The 18,070-nt window shown below is 38.6% G+C and carries 7 protein-coding genes and 1 pseudogene; 6 read left to right on the plus strand and 2 right to left on the minus strand.

Annotation, left to right across the window (positions count from 1 at the left end):
- The first annotated feature begins 76 nt into the window (after positions 1–76).
- From ACGF49_RS14665 to ACGF49_RS14690, 6 genes are all read left to right on the plus strand, one after another.
- Positions 77–3,604, plus strand: coding sequence for a Tc toxin subunit A (locus ACGF49_RS14665; protein ID WP_387491613.1), 3,528 nt, complete (start codon positions 77–79; stop codon positions 3,602–3,604).
- On the plus strand, positions 3,597–7,688 hold the full coding sequence (locus tag ACGF49_RS14670) for a neuraminidase-like domain-containing protein (protein ID WP_387491616.1): 4,092 nt from the start codon (positions 3,597–3,599) through the stop codon (positions 7,686–7,688). Before ACGF49_RS14665 ends, ACGF49_RS14670 begins: the two co-directional genes overlap by 8 nt.
- A gap of 127 nt (positions 7,689–7,815) precedes the next feature.
- Positions 7,816–9,684, plus strand: a complete 1,869-nt coding sequence (locus tag ACGF49_RS14675) for a glycoside hydrolase family 18 protein (protein ID WP_387491618.1) — start codon at positions 7,816–7,818, stop codon at positions 9,682–9,684.
- A 200-nt stretch (positions 9,685–9,884) separates the two neighbouring features.
- On the plus strand, positions 9,885–10,745 hold the full coding sequence (locus ACGF49_RS14680) for a PHP domain-containing protein (RefSeq protein WP_113041360.1): 861 nt from the start codon (positions 9,885–9,887) through the stop codon (positions 10,743–10,745).
- A gap of 27 nt (positions 10,746–10,772) precedes the next feature.
- Positions 10,773–11,393: an L-threonylcarbamoyladenylate synthase gene (locus tag ACGF49_RS14685; protein ID WP_228902710.1), complete on the plus strand. Its 621-nt coding sequence runs from the start codon at positions 10,773–10,775 to the stop codon at positions 11,391–11,393.
- 320 nt (positions 11,394–11,713) lie between these two features.
- On the plus strand, positions 11,714–12,862 hold the full coding sequence (locus tag ACGF49_RS14690; RefSeq protein ID WP_387491621.1) for a C2 family cysteine protease: 1,149 nt from the start codon (positions 11,714–11,716) through the stop codon (positions 12,860–12,862).
- A 512-nt stretch (positions 12,863–13,374) separates the two neighbouring features.
- Here the strand turns inward: ACGF49_RS14690 and ACGF49_RS14695 are convergent.
- A complete protein-coding gene (locus tag ACGF49_RS14695) occupies positions 13,375–13,857 on the minus strand; it encodes an immunity 42 family protein (RefSeq protein ID WP_262978037.1) in 483 nt (160 codons plus the stop codon).
- Positions 13,854–18,070 (minus strand): annotated as a pseudogene (locus ACGF49_RS14700) (DUF637 domain-containing protein); the annotation flags it as partial. The pseudogene ACGF49_RS14700 and the gene ACGF49_RS14695, both read right to left, overlap by 4 nt.

An 18,070-nucleotide genomic window follows, 5' to 3' on the forward strand; every position in this document is an offset into this window, starting at 1 on the left:
CACTACTTAAAATGGTTATAGTCTCTATAACTGTTCTGTTCAGGTGTTTCCGATTAATTAGGTTGGGAATAATATAATGGATAAATATAAAAGCATTTCTCGTGAAAAACAGAATATAACAAAAGTATCACCATTATTAGCTGCGGTGGCAGAAGTTAAATCGTCAAAATCGCCATCAGGTTATAGGTTATTAAACGCAGTAGAGAAAGAAGATAATTCCACTATCACGCTGGTTAATACACTCCAGCGTCTGGGATATCACTCAATTTTTGATATTGCAGAAGTATCAAAGCAGCGATTTATTAAACGCCATAATCAATCTTTATCAGGTCATGCAGAGGTCATTTTTGATAAAGCAGTGAGTGCGGCGAATCAATTGGTACAAAGTTATCGGCAAAGACAATTGAGGGATTACGATGACACATCATTAACAAAAGCGAGTCATCAGGCAAGATATTTTTCTTATCGCAATAATGATGCAGATGAGAAAGAAAAATTACCTGATTACAGTAACCTATTTCCTGAGCCTTGGGATAGCTTCTGTCAGCCAAACGCTATTGAATCCCTTGACAGTCCGGTAAATTACCTGCTTGATCTTTATAAGTTTGTACAACAAATAGAGTTAGATGGCTCTAATAATGCCGTGGGATTGGAGCAAAGGCGTGCTGATATTCCTGACTTATTACTTAATAGTGATAATCTTTACAAAGAGATCACGGCAATATCTATTGTGAATGATGTTTTGTCGAAAAGTGCCAGGGAATATATTGATCAGACAGGTCAGGCGGAAAAACCGGTTAATCAGGTTTTGGGAGAGACTCGTTTTCCCTTTACATTACCCTATAGTTTACCCTCTCAACAGATCAATAAAGGTTTGGCCGAAAAAGAGACTGAATTAGGTACCGTTATTCAGCAAGTGAATCAACAATTTCCTTGGCATATCTTAACGGAAAAACGTGATCAGGCTCTGCTTGCTTATACCCAATTAAGTAAAGAGCAAATGAGTTTACTCACAGAGAAAAGCCCATTTGCGCAACACTTTTTATCACGCGAACAACTTATTAATAGCTATTTCAGTACAAGTACAACAGAAGTATTGCCTGAACGTGATGTTGCAAAACATGCTTATATTATTCATGCTGATGAAAATATCACTGGCCCAACATTATTGAGTGATAATGTTGATAAAGCCTATGATGAAATTGTCGTTACTTGTGAAAATAAAGCTAAAGAGACGATCAAAGTTAAACTTCGTGGTGAAAATGTTCTGACCTACAATCGCATAAAAGCGAGGATGGAGCCTTTCGATAATTCATCACCATTTAGTCGGCAGTTAAAATTGACTTATGTAGAAAGTGATAATAGTGATATCGGTAATTTAGATAAAGGTCCTTTCTTTGGTGAAATGACAGTTTATGCTGCGGTACCCAAAGAAAGTACAAATAATACTGCGGTAAATATTGAAGGCATTAACTTCCTGACCATGACTTATCGTTTTGCTATTGCTAAACAAGGGACTGCACAATCAGAATTATTGCCAGAAGCAGAGCGGTTTTTCCAAGATAACTATGGCGTTTCTGCGGATGAAAGGGTGAAATTAACAGAGATTTTATCTTTTGGTCAACAAACAGGATCGAAAGTGACAGATCTCGAACACTTGTTTAGTAGTGGTGATTTCCGGCCTTTAGTTTCGCCAAATGTGGTATTTTCTAATCCTATCTTCGATAGTGGGCAAACATCAGAACACTTTCCTGCACCTTATCACTGTGGTGGTGTTTATATAAATGCAGGGCAATTGGATGCATTAAGCATTGTGAGAACGGACTCAGGACGGGAAATAGATGCAGTTTCTGATTTTCGCTATGATCGAATGAACCGCTTTATTCGTTTACAGCGTTGGTTAGCGTTACCTTATCATCAACTTGATTTACTGGTAACCTCAGCAATAAAAGCTGAACCGAAAAATAGCGATCTGGCTATCTCTAATAATACATTAAGAGCATTAGGTTTATTCCGTCATTTATCGACACAATATAAAGTATTACCGGAGACGTTTGCCGGATGGATATATCAAATTACGCCATTTGCCATCAGCAATAATATTCCATTTTTTGATCAAGTTTTTAATCAGTCTAAACTTTTTGACCAGCCGTTAATTCTGGATGGGAAAGAATTTAACTATGCAGAAAATCAAGGAGATGGCGCAAAAACAGTTAAACAATTGTGTGCAGGGTTAGCTATTTCTTTATCCACGTTTCAAGTGATTGCACCTATCGTTGAGAAAGCACTGAAACTCTCTTCTGGCAAATTAGTGCGTAATCTTGATGTCGTATCCAGACTTTATCGCTTGGTGACTATTCCACGATTATTTGGTTTTTCTGCGGAAGATGGATTAATTCTGGTGGATATTTTAACGGATAAAAGCGAATATCTGGTAAATATACCGGCTTTAGGAGAGAAAGATGACATCCTCAGTATTATTGCCCAAATGGAGGTTTTAACTTCCTGGCTCACTAAAACGAAACTGACACCGATTAAGCTTTCTCTATTATTAGGTAAAACTCAGCTTCCGGTCGTGCCAACAAGTGGTATGTTAACTTTTTATAAAGGAATTTCTGACGGTCTTACTGATAATGTACGTTTGCAAGACTCTGATTTTAATCGGCAAGAAATAAATGGTACAGATTGGTGGACCATTTTGTCAGATGAAAATGGTGTTTTTGATAGGGATAATGGATTAATCAAAGATATTCCATTGATATGGGGAAAAACAGACGAAGAATCTCTGAGGAAAAAGATAGAAGATATTGTAAAAGAGAAAAAGATAACTCCAGATAATAATCAAATTAATATTGTCTTGCAGATCATATTGCAATCTAAAACCACACAAGAGAGTCTATTATCTAGCACTATTGCGGGTGAATATGGGGTATCAAGAGATATTGTGCCACTACAATTGCGTTGGTTAGGAAGTAGTGTTTATTCAGTGTTGAAAATGGTGTTAGATAATACACCAGAAAAAGTTGAAGATATTAAAAAAGAGTTTCTGGACTTGACCTATAGTCTGTTAGTTTATACCCAATTAATTAATGCGTTGAGCATAGGTAATAATCTATTATTATTGCGCCTGACAAATCCTAAATGGCTTGGACTAATCATAGATGAAACCACAGAAATATCATTGTCGTTAGATGAAATTTTCCTGTTGAATCGCTATCAAGATTTACTGGAAAATGCGAAACAAAATGAGGATAAAGTTCAGGAATATTTTACTTTTGCTAACAGTGAAATTTTACCGAAGACAGAAGAGGATGATAATAATTATAAATGTGCGCAATTACTGGCGGAAATTTTAGATTGGGGTCCTGATGAAATTTATCTTGCTTGCGATAAAGGAGGATTAGAAAGAAAACGTGCGATGACCTTATCCCAAATAGATTGGATACGACGGCTACAACAATTTTCTGTGAAAACCAATTTATCCGTTGAGCCTTTATTAGGTGCTGGTGCACTTGATGTTAATTCAGATTTTGAAGCTTTCCAAAGCATTGGTGAAGCAGTAATGGCTGCATTAAAAGCGCAAGGAGATGATGAGAATGTCTAGTTTAATTGAAGCTAAATTACAGGAAAATTTGCGTGATGCATTAGTTGATTATTATCTTGGTCAGATTGTTCCGCATGATACCGCTTTTCAATCCTTGAGTGAAAGAATTCAAAATGTTGATGACTTGTATGATTTTCTCTTGTTAGACACTCAGGTCTCTTCTAAAGTAAAAACAGCCCGTGTCGCACATATTACCCAATCTATACAACAATATATTAACCGTATTGTTTTGAATTTAGAGTCAGGTTTATCAATGACTCAGGAAGAGGCAGACAATTGGCAGGAGTTTGCTAATCGTTATGGTTATTGGGCGGCAAATCAACAATTGGCTATTTATCCAGAAGTCTATGTTGATCCCACATTACGTTTAACCAAAACAGAATTCTTTTTCCAACTTGAAAGTGCGCTTAATCAAGGCAAGCTCACCGATGATGTTGCTCAAAAAGCGATATTGGGATATTTGAATAACTTCGAAGAGGTCAGTAATTTAGAGGTTATTGCTGGCTATGAAGATGGTATTGATATTACCGATGATAAGATCTATTTCATTGCTAAAACACGAACTCAACCTTACCGTTATTTTTGGCGAACTTTAGATGCCAAACAGCGTAATAATCAGACTGATGAACTCTATCCTACCGCCTGGAGTGAGTGGAAGCTGATTAATGTTCCTTTAGAAAATGCGTATAACGGTATTGTTCGTCCAATTATCCTAAATAACCGGTTATATATTAGTTGGTTTGAAGTCTCTGAAGAAAAACAAGATCAAGGTAATAGCGTTAAATATCGTACCAAACTTAATTTGGCTCATTTAGCATTTGATGGTACCTGGAGTACCGGGACAACTGTTCGTGAGGATTTACTCGACCACTCAATGAAAGAGTTGATTGCGGTTCTCGATCGTACCGGAAATGTTGAACGTTTAGCGTTGGTCGCATTTGTGCGCTTGCAAGGTACAGATAATGATGGAAAAGCATACGATTATGATGAAGTTTTCACCTATGTTTGTGACAACTTATTAATGGAAGCAACGGATTTGCCCAAATCCACTTCAAAGCTATCCGACCTTGATGCATATGGCGCTGCTTTAGTCTGGTTCTATTTTCGGGAACCCTCAAATGGCGGGCCGGAAGAATATAAGCAATTGGTACTTTATCCCGTTAATAATAATATGAAATGGCCGATAGCCGAACCACCAACATTTGAAGGACAACTGGGTAAAATAGACGATTTTAAGCTGGAGGCGCCTTATGTTGACGGGACATTAAATATGCATCTTACGTCCACTTCAACGTATAAATATGATTTTAGCAGAAGTAAAAATATCCTTTATTGTATTTGGCTGGAAGATAGCAAGGGTGAACGCTGTTGGCTTGATTATAAGATACTGACTCCAGAAGATTATGATCCAAATCTGAGTTTCATATTGAACCGTTGTGATAGAAATGATGTAACGGTTGTTACGGGTTTTAGTTTGCCGTCGGAAACTGGAGATGTTGCGGGTAAAATTAAAACTAAACTCAGTGTAGGTAAATTGCTCCGTGACAAGGTTCAGATTAAACAGACTAAACAAACTCAGTATTTGCAATTTCCAAAGGAACAGAAACCAAAGGAACCATTAGAAAGTTGGTATTCTGACAAGGCGATTCGTTTAAATACCCTGTTTGCAAAAGAGTTAATTAGTAAGGCGAGTCAAAAACTGGACAAAGTTCTCAGTTGGGAAACGCAACATATTCATGAAGAGCCGATTACCGGCAATGTTTCAAAACCTATCGACCTTAAAGGAGCAAATGGTATTTATTTCTGGGAATTATTCTTCCATATGCCATTTATGGTGGCCTGGCGGTTTAATGTCGAACAGCGTTATGAAGAAGCCAGTCGCTGGATTAAGTTTATTTTTAATCCTTTTGAAAGTCATGATGAATCGGCGCTGGAACAAAATAAGCCACGTTATTGGAATAGTCGCCCGATCATTGACGAGCCAAAGAGATTACGTAGTTTAATAGAACCGGCTGATCCTGATGCAATTTCTGCCAGTGAACCTATTCATTATCGTAAGGCTATTTTTAACTTCTACGTTAAGAATATTATCGATCAGGGTGACATGGAATATCGCAAATTACAGACTACTGCCAGAACGGTGGCACGTCTGAGCTATGCAACGGCAAGTTCATTATTAGGCGCTCGTCCTGATCTCCAATTAGCCAGTTCATGGCAGCCGATAACTCTTGAGGATGCATCATATAGGAAGAGTAGCGCAGTACGTGCATTGGAGATGATAAGTTATCCTTTGCCTTATGCCCCGGTGGTTCATGATAAAACGATTCGTGCGCTGGATAATGATCTCTTTATGAAACCGATTAATGAAGAGTTAACGGCCCTGTGGGATAAAATAGAAAACCGGATTTACAATTTACGGCATAATTTAACGCTGGATGGTAAAGAAATTTCTATGGATCTTTATGATTCGAAAATTTCTCCTCGTGGATTAATGAATCAGCGTTATCAGAAGGTTGTTGCTGCCAGAAATGCCAGCAGAATGAATTTCAGAGTGCCAAATTATCGTTTTGAACCGATGTTGGCGCGGGCGAAATCAGGTGTCGATACATTGATACAATTTGGCAGCACGTTGTTAAGCCTGTTGGAACGGAAAGATAATTTGAGTTTTGAATCATTCCAGATGGTGCAGAATAATGATCTCTACCGTTTTGCGGTTGACCTTCAGCAACAAGATATCAATATTAATCAGGCCAGTCTTGATGCATTGCAGGTGAGTAAACAATCTGCTCAGGAGCGGTACGAACATTATAAAAGTCTTTATGATGAAAATATTTCGTCAACGGAACAGCAGGTTATTGAATTACAGGCTCAGGCATCTTCTGCTCTATTAGCTTCACAAGTATCAAGAACAGCGGCGGCGGCGCTGGATTTAGTTCCCAATATTTATGGATTGGCAGTCGGGGGTTCACATTGGGGGGCCGCTTTAAATGCTGTTGCTGAAATAGCAACCTTGAAACATCAGTCTGATAGTACTAAAGCTGATAGCCTCAGTGTTTCTGAATCTTATCGCCGTCGCCGGCAAGAGTGGGAACTGCAATATAAACAGGCTGAATGGGAAGTAAAATCTATTGATCAGCAAATTAATATTCAGCAGTTGCAGGTCAGCGCCGCACGTAAGCGTTTGGCGCAAGTAGAAGCACAGCAACAACAATCTCAGGCACTGTTGGCGTATTTCTCCAGCCGTTTTACTAATGAAAGCTTATATACTTGGATGATTAGCCAGATCTCAAGCCTTTATTTGCAGGCTTATGATGCTGTTTCATCGTTATGTTTATCCGCACAAGCCTCTTTACAATATGAACTTGGACTAGGCGAGCAGAATTTTATTGATGGCGCGAGCTGGAATGATCTCTATCAAGGGCTGTTGGTCGGTGAAAATCTGAAATTGGCGTTGCAACGCATGGAACGCACTTATGTTGAGCAAAATTCGCGTAAATTGGAAATTATCAAAACAATTTCACTTAAATCTTTATTGGGTGAGTCTTGGGAAAATAATCTCAACGCTTTAAAAGCGCATACTGCAATTACCTTTAATTTGGATGAGTTAAAACAATTTGGTGTGGATTATCCGGGTTTATTTAATCGGCGGATTAAATCAGTTTCAGTGACGCTGCCGATGTTAATTGGGCCTTATGAAGATATCTGTGCCAAATTAAGTTTGTCGGGTGTGAGCAGTTATACGACAAAAGCGGATCTCAAAACCGTTGAAAAAATGTTGAAAGAAGGAATTCGTGCGGAAACGCCTTATACGGTGCGCAGTATCCAGCCTAATCAACAAATCGCTTTATCTACGGGGATTAATGACAGCGGAATGTTCACGCTTAATTTCGATGATGAACGTTTCTTACCCTTTGAGGGGGTAGGGGTAGGATCAAGTTGGAATTTCCAATTTACCAATACCTCGCAGGATTTAGAAAGTTTGACCGATATTATTCTTCATATTCGATATACCGCGCAAGAAGGATCTGCATCATTTGGTCTGGCGGTTAAAGAGTTATTAAAAAAGGAAAACCCAGATTTGTGATAACGAGAATTAAGCATTAAATGAATCAGTCACCTGAATTTAAAATGCTTACTCATTATCTTTAACATTCAAATTAGCCTCTTCTCATTATGTGGAGGCTAAATATAAATCGCATTGGAGTTTATAAATGGTAAATAAATATACTTATACCTCATCGAAATCCATGTCCGACATCAGTGATATTGTTGGTGAACCATTAACTGCATGGAATAATCAGGCAGGTGGCCAAGTTTATAATGTTATTTTTAATAGTGGTGTTTATACCAATACGTATTGGGTTGAGCGCTGGCATATTCCCGATCCTACGGCTAAAGAGGGAACACCGCATAATGCCTGGAAATATATTCGTCCAGCGACGGAAGATGAGATAAAACAGCACGGAAATCCTACCGATGGGCGCGTTGATCCAACCGAAGATATTCCTTCACCGGTTTTACAACCGGATGCGATTACAGAACAAACCTATCAACGGCCGGATGTTAATTTTAAACCTGATGGTTCAGCGGGTAACCTTTCTTATACTGCGACGCGTGTTTGTCGCCCGATGTTTAATGAATATGAAAGCGATAAATCCAGGCCAAAACTTTCTGCTTATATTACTGATTGGTGCCAATATGATGCACGTTTGGATGGTGAGGATAAAGGGGCGGGTGATCGGGGAAGAGGATTTGATTTAAGCACTATCAAAGTCACCGCTTATGATAAGTTAATATTCAGCTTTTTGGGTATTTACGGTGATACTGGTGTGAAAGGGGATAAAATCAAAGAGGTTGCCGATGGTTGGAATAGCCAGAGTGAAATAAAAATTACTGAAGGCCATATTGTCCCTCTTGACCCTTATGGTGATTTAGGAACTGCCCGTAATGTGGGATTACCGAAAGAAAGCGCGAATACTGCTATCGGTCCGGGAACATTCTTGCCTTATTATCAACAAAAGAGAGCTTCGGGTTTATTAGGTGGGTTGCGTGAACTGCAAAAAACGGCACGTTTAGCGGGCCATAAACTTGAATTAGCTTTTAGTATTGGTGGCTGGAGTATGTCCGGTTATTTCTCCGTGATGGCGGCTGATGCGGTACTGCGTCGTGTTTTTGTTGACAGTATTGTTGATTTCTTTGAGCGTTTTCCTATGTTCAGTTGTGTCGATATTGACTGGGAATATCCTGGAAGCCCGGGAGAGGAAGGTAATGTTATTAGTGATAAAGATGGAGAACATTATGCTCTGTTAATTAAAGAATTACGTGAATCTTTGGATAGTCGATTTGGACGAGAGGATAGAAAAGAGATCTCCATTGCTTGTAGTGGTGTAAAAGCGAAATTAAAAACCTCTAATATTGCTGAATTAGTCAAAAATGGTCTGGATAATATTTACTTAATGAGTTACGACTATTTTGGTACTGGTTGGGCACCTTATATCGGCCATCATACTAATCTCTATTCGCCAAAAGATCCTGATCCATCAGAGGCATCTGATTTATCCGCGGAAGTTGCTATCAATTACTTACATCAGGATCTTGGCATACCTTTGGAGAAAATTCATTTAGGTTATGCTAACTATGGCCGTGCGGGCAAAGGGGCAAATCTTGAAACGCGCGAATATAATAAAACTGGCGATGCATTAGGAACAATGGAAAAAGGTTCACCTGAATTCTTTGATATTGTTAATAATTATCTGGATAGTGAACACACTCTCGCTACCGGGAAAAATGGCTTTGTGTTAATGACAGATACCAATGCTGATGCTGATTTCTTGTTTAGTGAAAAAGAGGGGCACTTTATCTCATTAGATACCCCTCGCACGGTGAAGCAAAAAGCGGAATATGTCGCTAAGAATAAACTGGGAGGCATATTTTCTTGGTCAGGCGATCAGGATTGTGGCTTGTTGGCAAATGCGGCCAGAGAAGGGATGGGCTATATTGCCAAATCTAATGATGAAACCATCGACATGGGGCCACTTTATAATCCGGGTAAGCCCTATTATTTGAAATCTATTGGTTAGGTGAAGAAAAACGCCGGTTAATTTTTCTTTGCCAATAAAAAGGGATATTGCTTTTCTTATCTGTTAGTTTTTTCATGCTTAAAATAATCATGTTCAACCCGATATTCTAGGGCTGAACATGATTATTTCTGTAAAACGCGACCATTTACCGTTAAGCTATCCCATCAAGCATTTAAGCTATTTGGGCAGAGAAAGAGATAATGACAAATTCAGCCACTGAGTTAGTAACAATTTACGATCTGCATAGCCATACGACTGCATCGGATGGTTTACTTTCACCAGCAGAATTGGTCGAACGAGCGGTGGCAATGGGCGTTAATGTATTGGCCGTGACTGATCACGATACGACAGACGCTATTTTGCCGGCCCATGAATATATTAACCAACATGATTTGCCATTAAAGCTCATATCAGGGGTTGAGATATCCACACTGTGGCAAAATATCGAGATTCATATTATTGGTCTGAACATTGATATTCAGTCAAATGCAATGATTGAATTACTTAATAAACAATCTGAACTTAGGAAAGAAAGAGGAATTGAAATAGGTCGCAAGCTGGCAAAGGTGGGTATTTCCGATGCTTGGGCAGGAGCGAGCCGATTAGCGAATGGTGGACAAATAACACGAGGCCATTTTGCCCGTTATTTAATTGAAATGGGCAGAGAGCCAACAATGGCGAAAATATTTAAAAAATATCTGGCAAAGGGAAAAATCGGATATGTTCCACCTCAATGGTGTACAATTGAACAAGCTATTGATGCCATTCATCAATCAGGTGGTCAAGCAGTCATTGCGCATCCGGGACGATATGATTTATCGACCAAATGGTTGAAGCGTCTGATTGTTTGGTTTAAACAACATGGTGGTGATGCAATGGAAGTTGCACAGTGTCAGCAGGCACCTAACGAGCGGCAATATCTTGGTCAGTTGTCACGGGAACATGATTTGATGGCTTCGTTAGGTTCTGATTTTCACCAGCCTTGTTCATGGATAGAGTTAGGGCGTAAATTGTGGTTACCCGGTGATGTGGTACCAATATGGCGTAACTGGTCACTGTAGGGGCAGCATAAAATTAAGAGGTAATTTATGAGCCAGTTTTTTTATATTCATCCAGATAATCCGCAGCCCCGCTTAATAGGGCAAAGTGTGGATGTGTTGAAAAAAGGTGGGGTGGTTATTTACCCCACTGATTCCGGTTATGCGATTGGTTGCCATCTGGAAGATAAAGATTCGATGACTCGGATATGTCGTATTCGCCAGTTAGATAGTCATCATAATTTCACCTTAATGTGCCGGGATTTGTCGGAGATATCGACTTATGCTTATGTCGATAATCCGGCTTTTCGTCTGATTAAGAATAATACTCCGGGCAATTACACGTTTATTTTGCGTGCGACGAAAGAAGTCCCTCGTCGTTTGATGAATGATAAGCGGAAAACCATCGGATTACGTGTTCCATCTAATCCAATTGCCTTGGCGCTTCTTGAACAAGTGGGTGAGCCATTGATGTCCACGAGCCTGATTTTGCCAGGCAATGATTTTGCTGAATCTGATCCTGAAGAAATTAAAGATAATTTGGGAAAACGGGTTGATCTGATTATTCACGGGGGTTATTTAGGGCAACAACCTACCACCGTAATTGATTTAACCGAGGATACGCCGGTTGTAATACGGGAAGGGGCTGGCAATATCACGCCATTCTTATAAGCTACGCAGTAATTATTTTCAGAATCTATATAAAGCCTGTATATTATACGCAGGCTTTATATTTTTGGTTTTTTAATTGAATCGAAATGGTTATTATTGTTTCGAATTATTAATACTGACTCAATAAAATAAAATCATCATCTATTTAATAATTAAGTTGATTTTAATAACGTGATAAGGAAATATTTACCTAACCAAAGGTAAGTGTGTTCGCCAATTATTTGACTATACCATTAGATATAAAACCTTTGGTCTGAGCTATTTAATATAAATAATAGCGCAAGGCTATTCATCCATTATAAAATCAAGGGATATTGAAAATGTCAGTTATTAATTTCTCCGATAAACCAGTTGATGTCGCTAATGTTCATGCATGGCCGAAATCACCAGATAGGGATTTAATTGCATGTGGACGTGACGCATATGCTGAAAAATCAGTGCAAGAAGCATTGAGCGGAGATCCTGATAAAGCGGTAAAATTAAGTGAATTAAATGATATTTTGGCTGCCTGTGAACCTTTTGACTTTAAAGGCGTCACGTTATATGCAAAAGATCCTGTATTGACCTTAATTAAAGCGTTATCAGAGAAGAATGCCTATTTAGTCGATGATTCATATCCTCCTGAGCAATGGCAAAGCGGGGGAGTTGATAAGCATGACCGTATTAAAGATTTTATTGAATCCCCTAACATGTTTATTAAAGGGATAGAGATGATCGATATGGGCCAGCTTTATCTTGGTAATTGCGGCTTTGTTAGTACCATTGGGGCAATTGCATCCCATCCTGAAGGGCATAATTTGTTATTTTCTGCTATCTATCCGCCGGTTTATAACCCAACGGGGGTTTATTCGATTAGAATCATCAATCAATCGAAAATTGGTTATTTATTGATTGATGATGATCTGCCACGAGTTAGTTTTTCTGATATGGAAGATAAAAATGAGTTTTGGTATTACCTGATTGAAAAAGCATTTGCGAAATTGCATGGAAGCTATGAGAATTTAGGCGGCGGTAATGAGATCTATTTTGGTATAGAATCGACAGAAAATACCAGTATTAATCGGGATAATCAGGATCGTATTTGGGATGAAAAATTTATCGATATCTTCAAAATAAAACATCATGTGACTTATCAAGGAACGGGTTACTCTACGGATTTGGTATCAGGTCATGCTTATTTAATATTAGATGCTCAGCAATGGAATGATATTAAGTTAGTACGATTGCATAATCCGTGGAATGTCGTTAAATATAAAGGTCCATATTCTCCGGGCTCTGCTGAATGGGAAAATATTCCAGAAGACGTGCAAAATGATATATTCCAGAATAGCCGATTTGAGGGGAAATCATTCTGGATGCCATATGATCTCTATGTTAAGAATTTACCAAAGATTAGCGATATGTATCTCAGTGAAACTGTTCCTGATTCACTGAAAAGTATTGCAAATCCCTCTCCAATTCAAGAGTGATAGGATATCAGTTTTGTCAGGATTGATTTGTAAGCCTCTAATTTAATATTAGTACCTGGTAATTAATAGTAATTTAATGAAATGGTGGCCTGAAATTTATAATTTATGGTCACCATTATATTGTTTGAAATTATATTTATTAATTATTTGATAATTGAAAGAATAAGTGGGTAAGTCAATTTGGTTATCAGTGCACCTTTTTCCCAGGCGGGCAGAGAATTATACAACAGCCCTAAATCGTTCTGGTTTTCTGTCGTCACAAACTGGCTGAGATGGTTGAAATTTTTAATCCTAACTCTGTATCAGACTGATAAATAAAAAATATTAATATAAAGTTAAAGTAATCCCAGCCGTAGCTGACTGGGATTAGAGTTTTATCTATACCCGTCATCTTTCAAGTTGCCTCTTTGTTGGCTGCACTCGCTCACCCCGGTCACATAGTTATCTATGCTCCCGGGGATTCACTCCCTTGCCGCCGCGATGCATCTTGAAATCCATAGGATATAGACTTACTAGCCATTAGTAGATATTTTAGTTAACGGACATTGTGACATTTTTTGAATTACAGAATGAACTGTACCAGCAGGTAATAATGTCTCCTTTATTGTATTCCCATCATCAATACTCCAAATTAGGCGATCATTTTGGCTTGTTTTCATAAAGTAAATATAATAGCCATTATCCCCCATTGCAGTACAAGTCATATCAAACAAGCCATCAATAAGATCTTCTCCTTCTCCTGTAAAATAACTTTCTGCATTTCTGTATAAGGTAATAGGATCAAAGGGAATATCATTACATGGCAACTCATCTATTTTCATATTTGAGTAAAAGCCAATTGTTGTTCTTAATTCAAAAACATCAACGATGTCAAATAATTTATTCCCTTCTAAGTAGAAAAAAAATACTCCATTTTTCCAAAAGTTATCTGGAGAGTTCCATGACTCAACAATGTCAAATTGAAGAGAAAAGTAAAATGGATCACCATAAATCATTTTAGTTTCACTCCTAGTTTTTTCTGAATATCACTTGGCACCTGTTTGCTTGTTAAGGCATTGTTAATATCTCCGGTGCTGCCATTCCAATGATATTCTCCGTTAGTTCCTTCGAATCGGTGAACGTTACCGTTCTTGTCTACTGAGAATCGAACCTCTTTATTGTTATAGTTTTTTGAGCTTGGTATAGAGTTTTCAAAAAGAATTAGAGAATCTCTTGGTTCTATTCCTGCATTTTTGCGATTTCCATCACCTCCGGGAGTATGTTTAGGATTTGATTTGTAAATTAACCCATTAGAAGCGGTTATGGGTTCCGGTACTGGTATTGCGCTTCCTCGGTGTTTCCCAACAATCGAAGCAACGGAAACTTTGCTGCCGATAGCACCACCAATACCGGCAGATTCTACCGCCTCTTTGGCTATTAGTGCACCTTTTTCCCAAGCAGGCAGCGAGTTATACAACAGCCCTAAATCGTTCTGGTTTTCTGTCGTCACAAACTGGCTGAGACGATGAGTATCTTCAGCCGATAAGCCAAACATCCATCTCAGACCATTGATGGCATCTGCTGTTTTTATTCCTCCTTCCATTTCGGCCTGATAGGTCAGTGTGCATAACCCACCATTCCCGGCACAATGAGATAACATGTCTGCCCGTTGTGCAGCGCTCAGTTTGTTGTATTTGTTCCAGATTGCTTCGGTAGGCGTTCCTTGCTCATTGGCTTCCTGGAGCTCTCTGGCCAGATTGTAGGCATTCATGGAGTTCAGGTGGTTAAAGAGAATAACAATTTCCCCAGCATTAGCCCCACTGTTAGCGCCTTTGGCGCTGTTGGTCGCAATGGCACCTGCGACGCTGCCGATGATTTTGCCACCCGCCTGAATTTTCATTGGATCATTGAATGTTTTATCCAATGTTATCGCGGCCAGTTCTGCGGCTAATGCTCCAGCCGCCGCCCCTTTGGCATCACCGCCGCCAATTTCCGCAGCAAGGGCAGAAACCGCCGCATGGCTGATAGCTTTTCCGGGTAAATCTAACACCTGACCGTTAGCCCCAATCAACCCGGCACCTTCGGCGTTAATCTGGCTGCCAATATTGGCAAGTAATGCGGTGGTAAAATTGTCCTTAAAACTACCGCCATTGATGGCTGTACCCAGGCTGGAACTGATAATGGATTGACCTGCGATCCGTTGAGCCACTTTGCTCCAGTCGCCGTTGCTCAGTTTAGGTAATGTCACTTTTGCCGGGTCAATTTGAGCACCATTGGCGGCTTTATCCCATCCCATGGCGTTATCAAAACCCGCCAGTGCGCCACCCATTGCCATTGATGTGACAGTTGATTTTACTGTCTCACTGTTTCCCATATCCTTAAGGGTTTTCGATAGGTTTCCTTCATTATTAATAAGCTTAACCGCTGCCGTAGCAGCTAGAGATGAGATACCCGCAGAAACTGCGCCGTATGTGGCGGTACTCACTGTTGCCGCAGTTGCAGCACTGGCTCCGGCTGCGGTAGCGGCACCACTGGCTGCACCCGCGGCACTATTGGCAGCAGCTACAGTTACCCCGGCCCCGGCTGTGACTACAGCAACGGAGATAGCAATAACCGCAGAAACGACAGGATTTAAATGCTGGCTCTTATGATCCCAATTCTCATAAGCATCCTGAACTTCATTCCAGTTGACATCTTGACGTTGGCTTAACTCTTTTAACCAGGCTGTTTCAGAAGTGTTGCCAAGAGCAGCCAATACCGCCTGTAAGGATTGTCCTTTCTGTGTTTTGATATCAGCACTGATCCCATTTGCGGCCTCAATCGTTAATTTTCCACCAATGTGAACCGAAGGCAGCACCCATGTTTCTGCACGATGACCACTATCTCTGTTCTTAATGAAAAATCCTTTAGACTGGCTAATGGTCTGTTCAAAAGAACTGTCTTTAACTGCTTTAAAGTTTATTTTTCCATGTGTACTGGTCAGTCTGGCATTTTTATTTGTTTCAATTTTGCTGGCTTCATATGTACTGTCATCTCGGCTGAGTAAATTAATATCTCCATCAGCAATAAATTCAGTCACTTTATTGGTGACTGAATGATGGGTGGTAGTTGAAGTCTTCTTTTTACCATACCACTTACGTTTAGTACTGGAGGTTGTATATTCAGTCACATCTTCCTGTGCTTGTGCATAAAGATAACCCCCTTTAGCAGCAATATCTATTACACCTTTAGCTAAAAGTTTAGTTGCTTGAAATAAAAGACCTTCTCCGGTAAAAATGGTTAAATTATTACTGCTGGTTAATTTGGCTTCTTTATGTGTAATAGATGATCTGGAATTTGTGTTTTCAGTATCTACTGCGGATTTAAGGTATGTATACCCACCAGAAGTGAGGGTCATATCACTTTTAGAAATTAAACTTGAACCTTCTAACTTTATATTATCATTAGCTATTAAAGTTAATTTATTACCTGCATTAACAGAAGTAATGTGGCTTACTCTTCCTTCTCTCATCAGAAGACCGTCTACATTACCATAAGCAACAGATAAATTGAGATCTCCACCAGAATTCATCAATATGTTTTCTGTTGCATTCAATGCAGAGTTGGTTACATTCAAATCTTTCCCCGTCGATATAGAGATACTATTAGCTGTAATAGGAATTCCCCATAATGTAGAATTTTGAGAAGAGTTTATTATAACGTCTTTTCCTGCGATGAGTTTTACACCACTAATATCCAGATTTATACCACCATTAATGGATATGGACTCGGATGAGTCTAGAGTGGTTTCACTTCTGCTTATTTTAATATCTCTGACCGCAGTTAAAGTCGTATTCTTGTTTTTTGTTAAATAATTGATAAAATTTAAATCTAAGTTTGTTCCTGAATAAAATGTTAAATCTCCTGATGAGTTTATTATATTACTTCGATCATCAATATCAGGCCCGATACTAAATCTTGTAGATTTATAAGCGGATATTCCTGAATTTTTGCTTATTAATGAAACATTATGTCCTTTTAATACCGTTGATAAAATATTAATGGCATCTGGAAATAATAATTTACCCCAAAATTCATACGGTGCTTTATAATAGGTTGAAAGTATAGATAAATCACCTGATTTAGATATGATTTTAGAATCGGTAAGATCGACAACGTTAGCATCTGATGAGATAATGTTGATATCTTTTTCAGCATTTAATCGTGCTGATTTTAATGTAAATCCATTTGCATTTAATATAAGATTATTTTTAACTTTGATATCATCAGTTTCTGCATTTAATAGATTTAATGTTTTTTCTTTCCAACTAGGTGTAATCGGCGTATTCAACTTGTTTTCATTAATAAGTTCCTTATTTGACGTAATTTTAACCTCGCCAAGAAAATCAATAACTAAATTCCTTCCAGAAAATAGCATTGTCTTATTTGTGAATGAGTCAATTTTTGTTTCATTAGAAGGATTATTTCGAAGAAGATTCCAATCTTGCTGTTTTATATCTGTGTTATTTCTATCTAATACATGTATACCCGTCATCTTTCAAGTTGCTTCTTTGTTGGCTGCACTCGCTCACCCCGGTCACATAGTTATCTATGCTCCCGGGGATTCGTTCCCTTGCCGCCGCGATGCATCTTGAAATCCATTGGGTATATTTCTCTGTCGTTTTCCTGCCTATTTCTGTATTTATAGTATGGATTATTAAATACAGGATGTGAACTATTTATTATAAAATGTGGATAGGTATTTCCATTATCATTATATAGATTTTCAGTATTTATAAATTTAGTGCTTGTAAAATGACTTCCGGTCAAAAATACATCGCCTTTTCCATGTATTTCACTGTTTATATTTAATAAATTATCACTATTTATATATAAATTTCCTCCAGATGAAATTAAACTGCTATCATAATTTTCTATAAAGAACCAATTTCTCATGTCACTGAGATCATCAATATTACTAAAGTCAAGAAAATCGTTTTTTTCAGGTTTAATATTAGAAAGGAGATAAAGATCTCTTATATTGAGCATCTTATGAGATCTGGCAACTAAATCGCCTTTATTCGTCTTTATGGTGGCAGATCTATTTTCAATAAGATGACTTTTATCTCCTTGTGCATTTTTCTGTATCCACATATTATTATTGGCTTGCAGCAAGGCTTTATTACCGCTATTACGCACAGTATCGCCAAATATCCGCATATCCCGGCCAGCAGTCACGCTACCTTTATT

This window comes from Photorhabdus sp. RM96S, from assembly GCF_042879335.1.
GTDB lineage: Bacteria > Pseudomonadota > Gammaproteobacteria > Enterobacterales > Enterobacteriaceae > Photorhabdus > Photorhabdus kayaii.

Coding starts and splice junctions, on each gene's coding strand:
- ACGF49_RS14665 (WP_387491613.1), top strand. CDS start 77: ATGGATAAATATAAAAGCATTTCTCGTGAAAAACAGAATATAACAAAA.
- ACGF49_RS14670 (WP_387491616.1), top strand. CDS start 3,597: ATGTCTAGTTTAATTGAAGCTAAATTACAGGAAAATTTGCGTGATGCA.
- ACGF49_RS14675 (WP_387491618.1), top strand. CDS start 7,816: ATGGTAAATAAATATACTTATACCTCATCGAAATCCATGTCCGACATC.
- ACGF49_RS14680 (WP_113041360.1), top strand. CDS start 9,885: ATGACAAATTCAGCCACTGAGTTAGTAACAATTTACGATCTGCATAGC.
- ACGF49_RS14685 (WP_228902710.1), top strand. CDS start 10,773: ATGAGCCAGTTTTTTTATATTCATCCAGATAATCCGCAGCCCCGCTTA.
- ACGF49_RS14690 (WP_387491621.1), top strand. CDS start 11,714: ATGTCAGTTATTAATTTCTCCGATAAACCAGTTGATGTCGCTAATGTT.
- ACGF49_RS14695 (WP_262978037.1), bottom strand. CDS start 13,857: ATGATTTATGGTGATCCATTTTACTTTTCTCTTCAATTTGACATTGTT.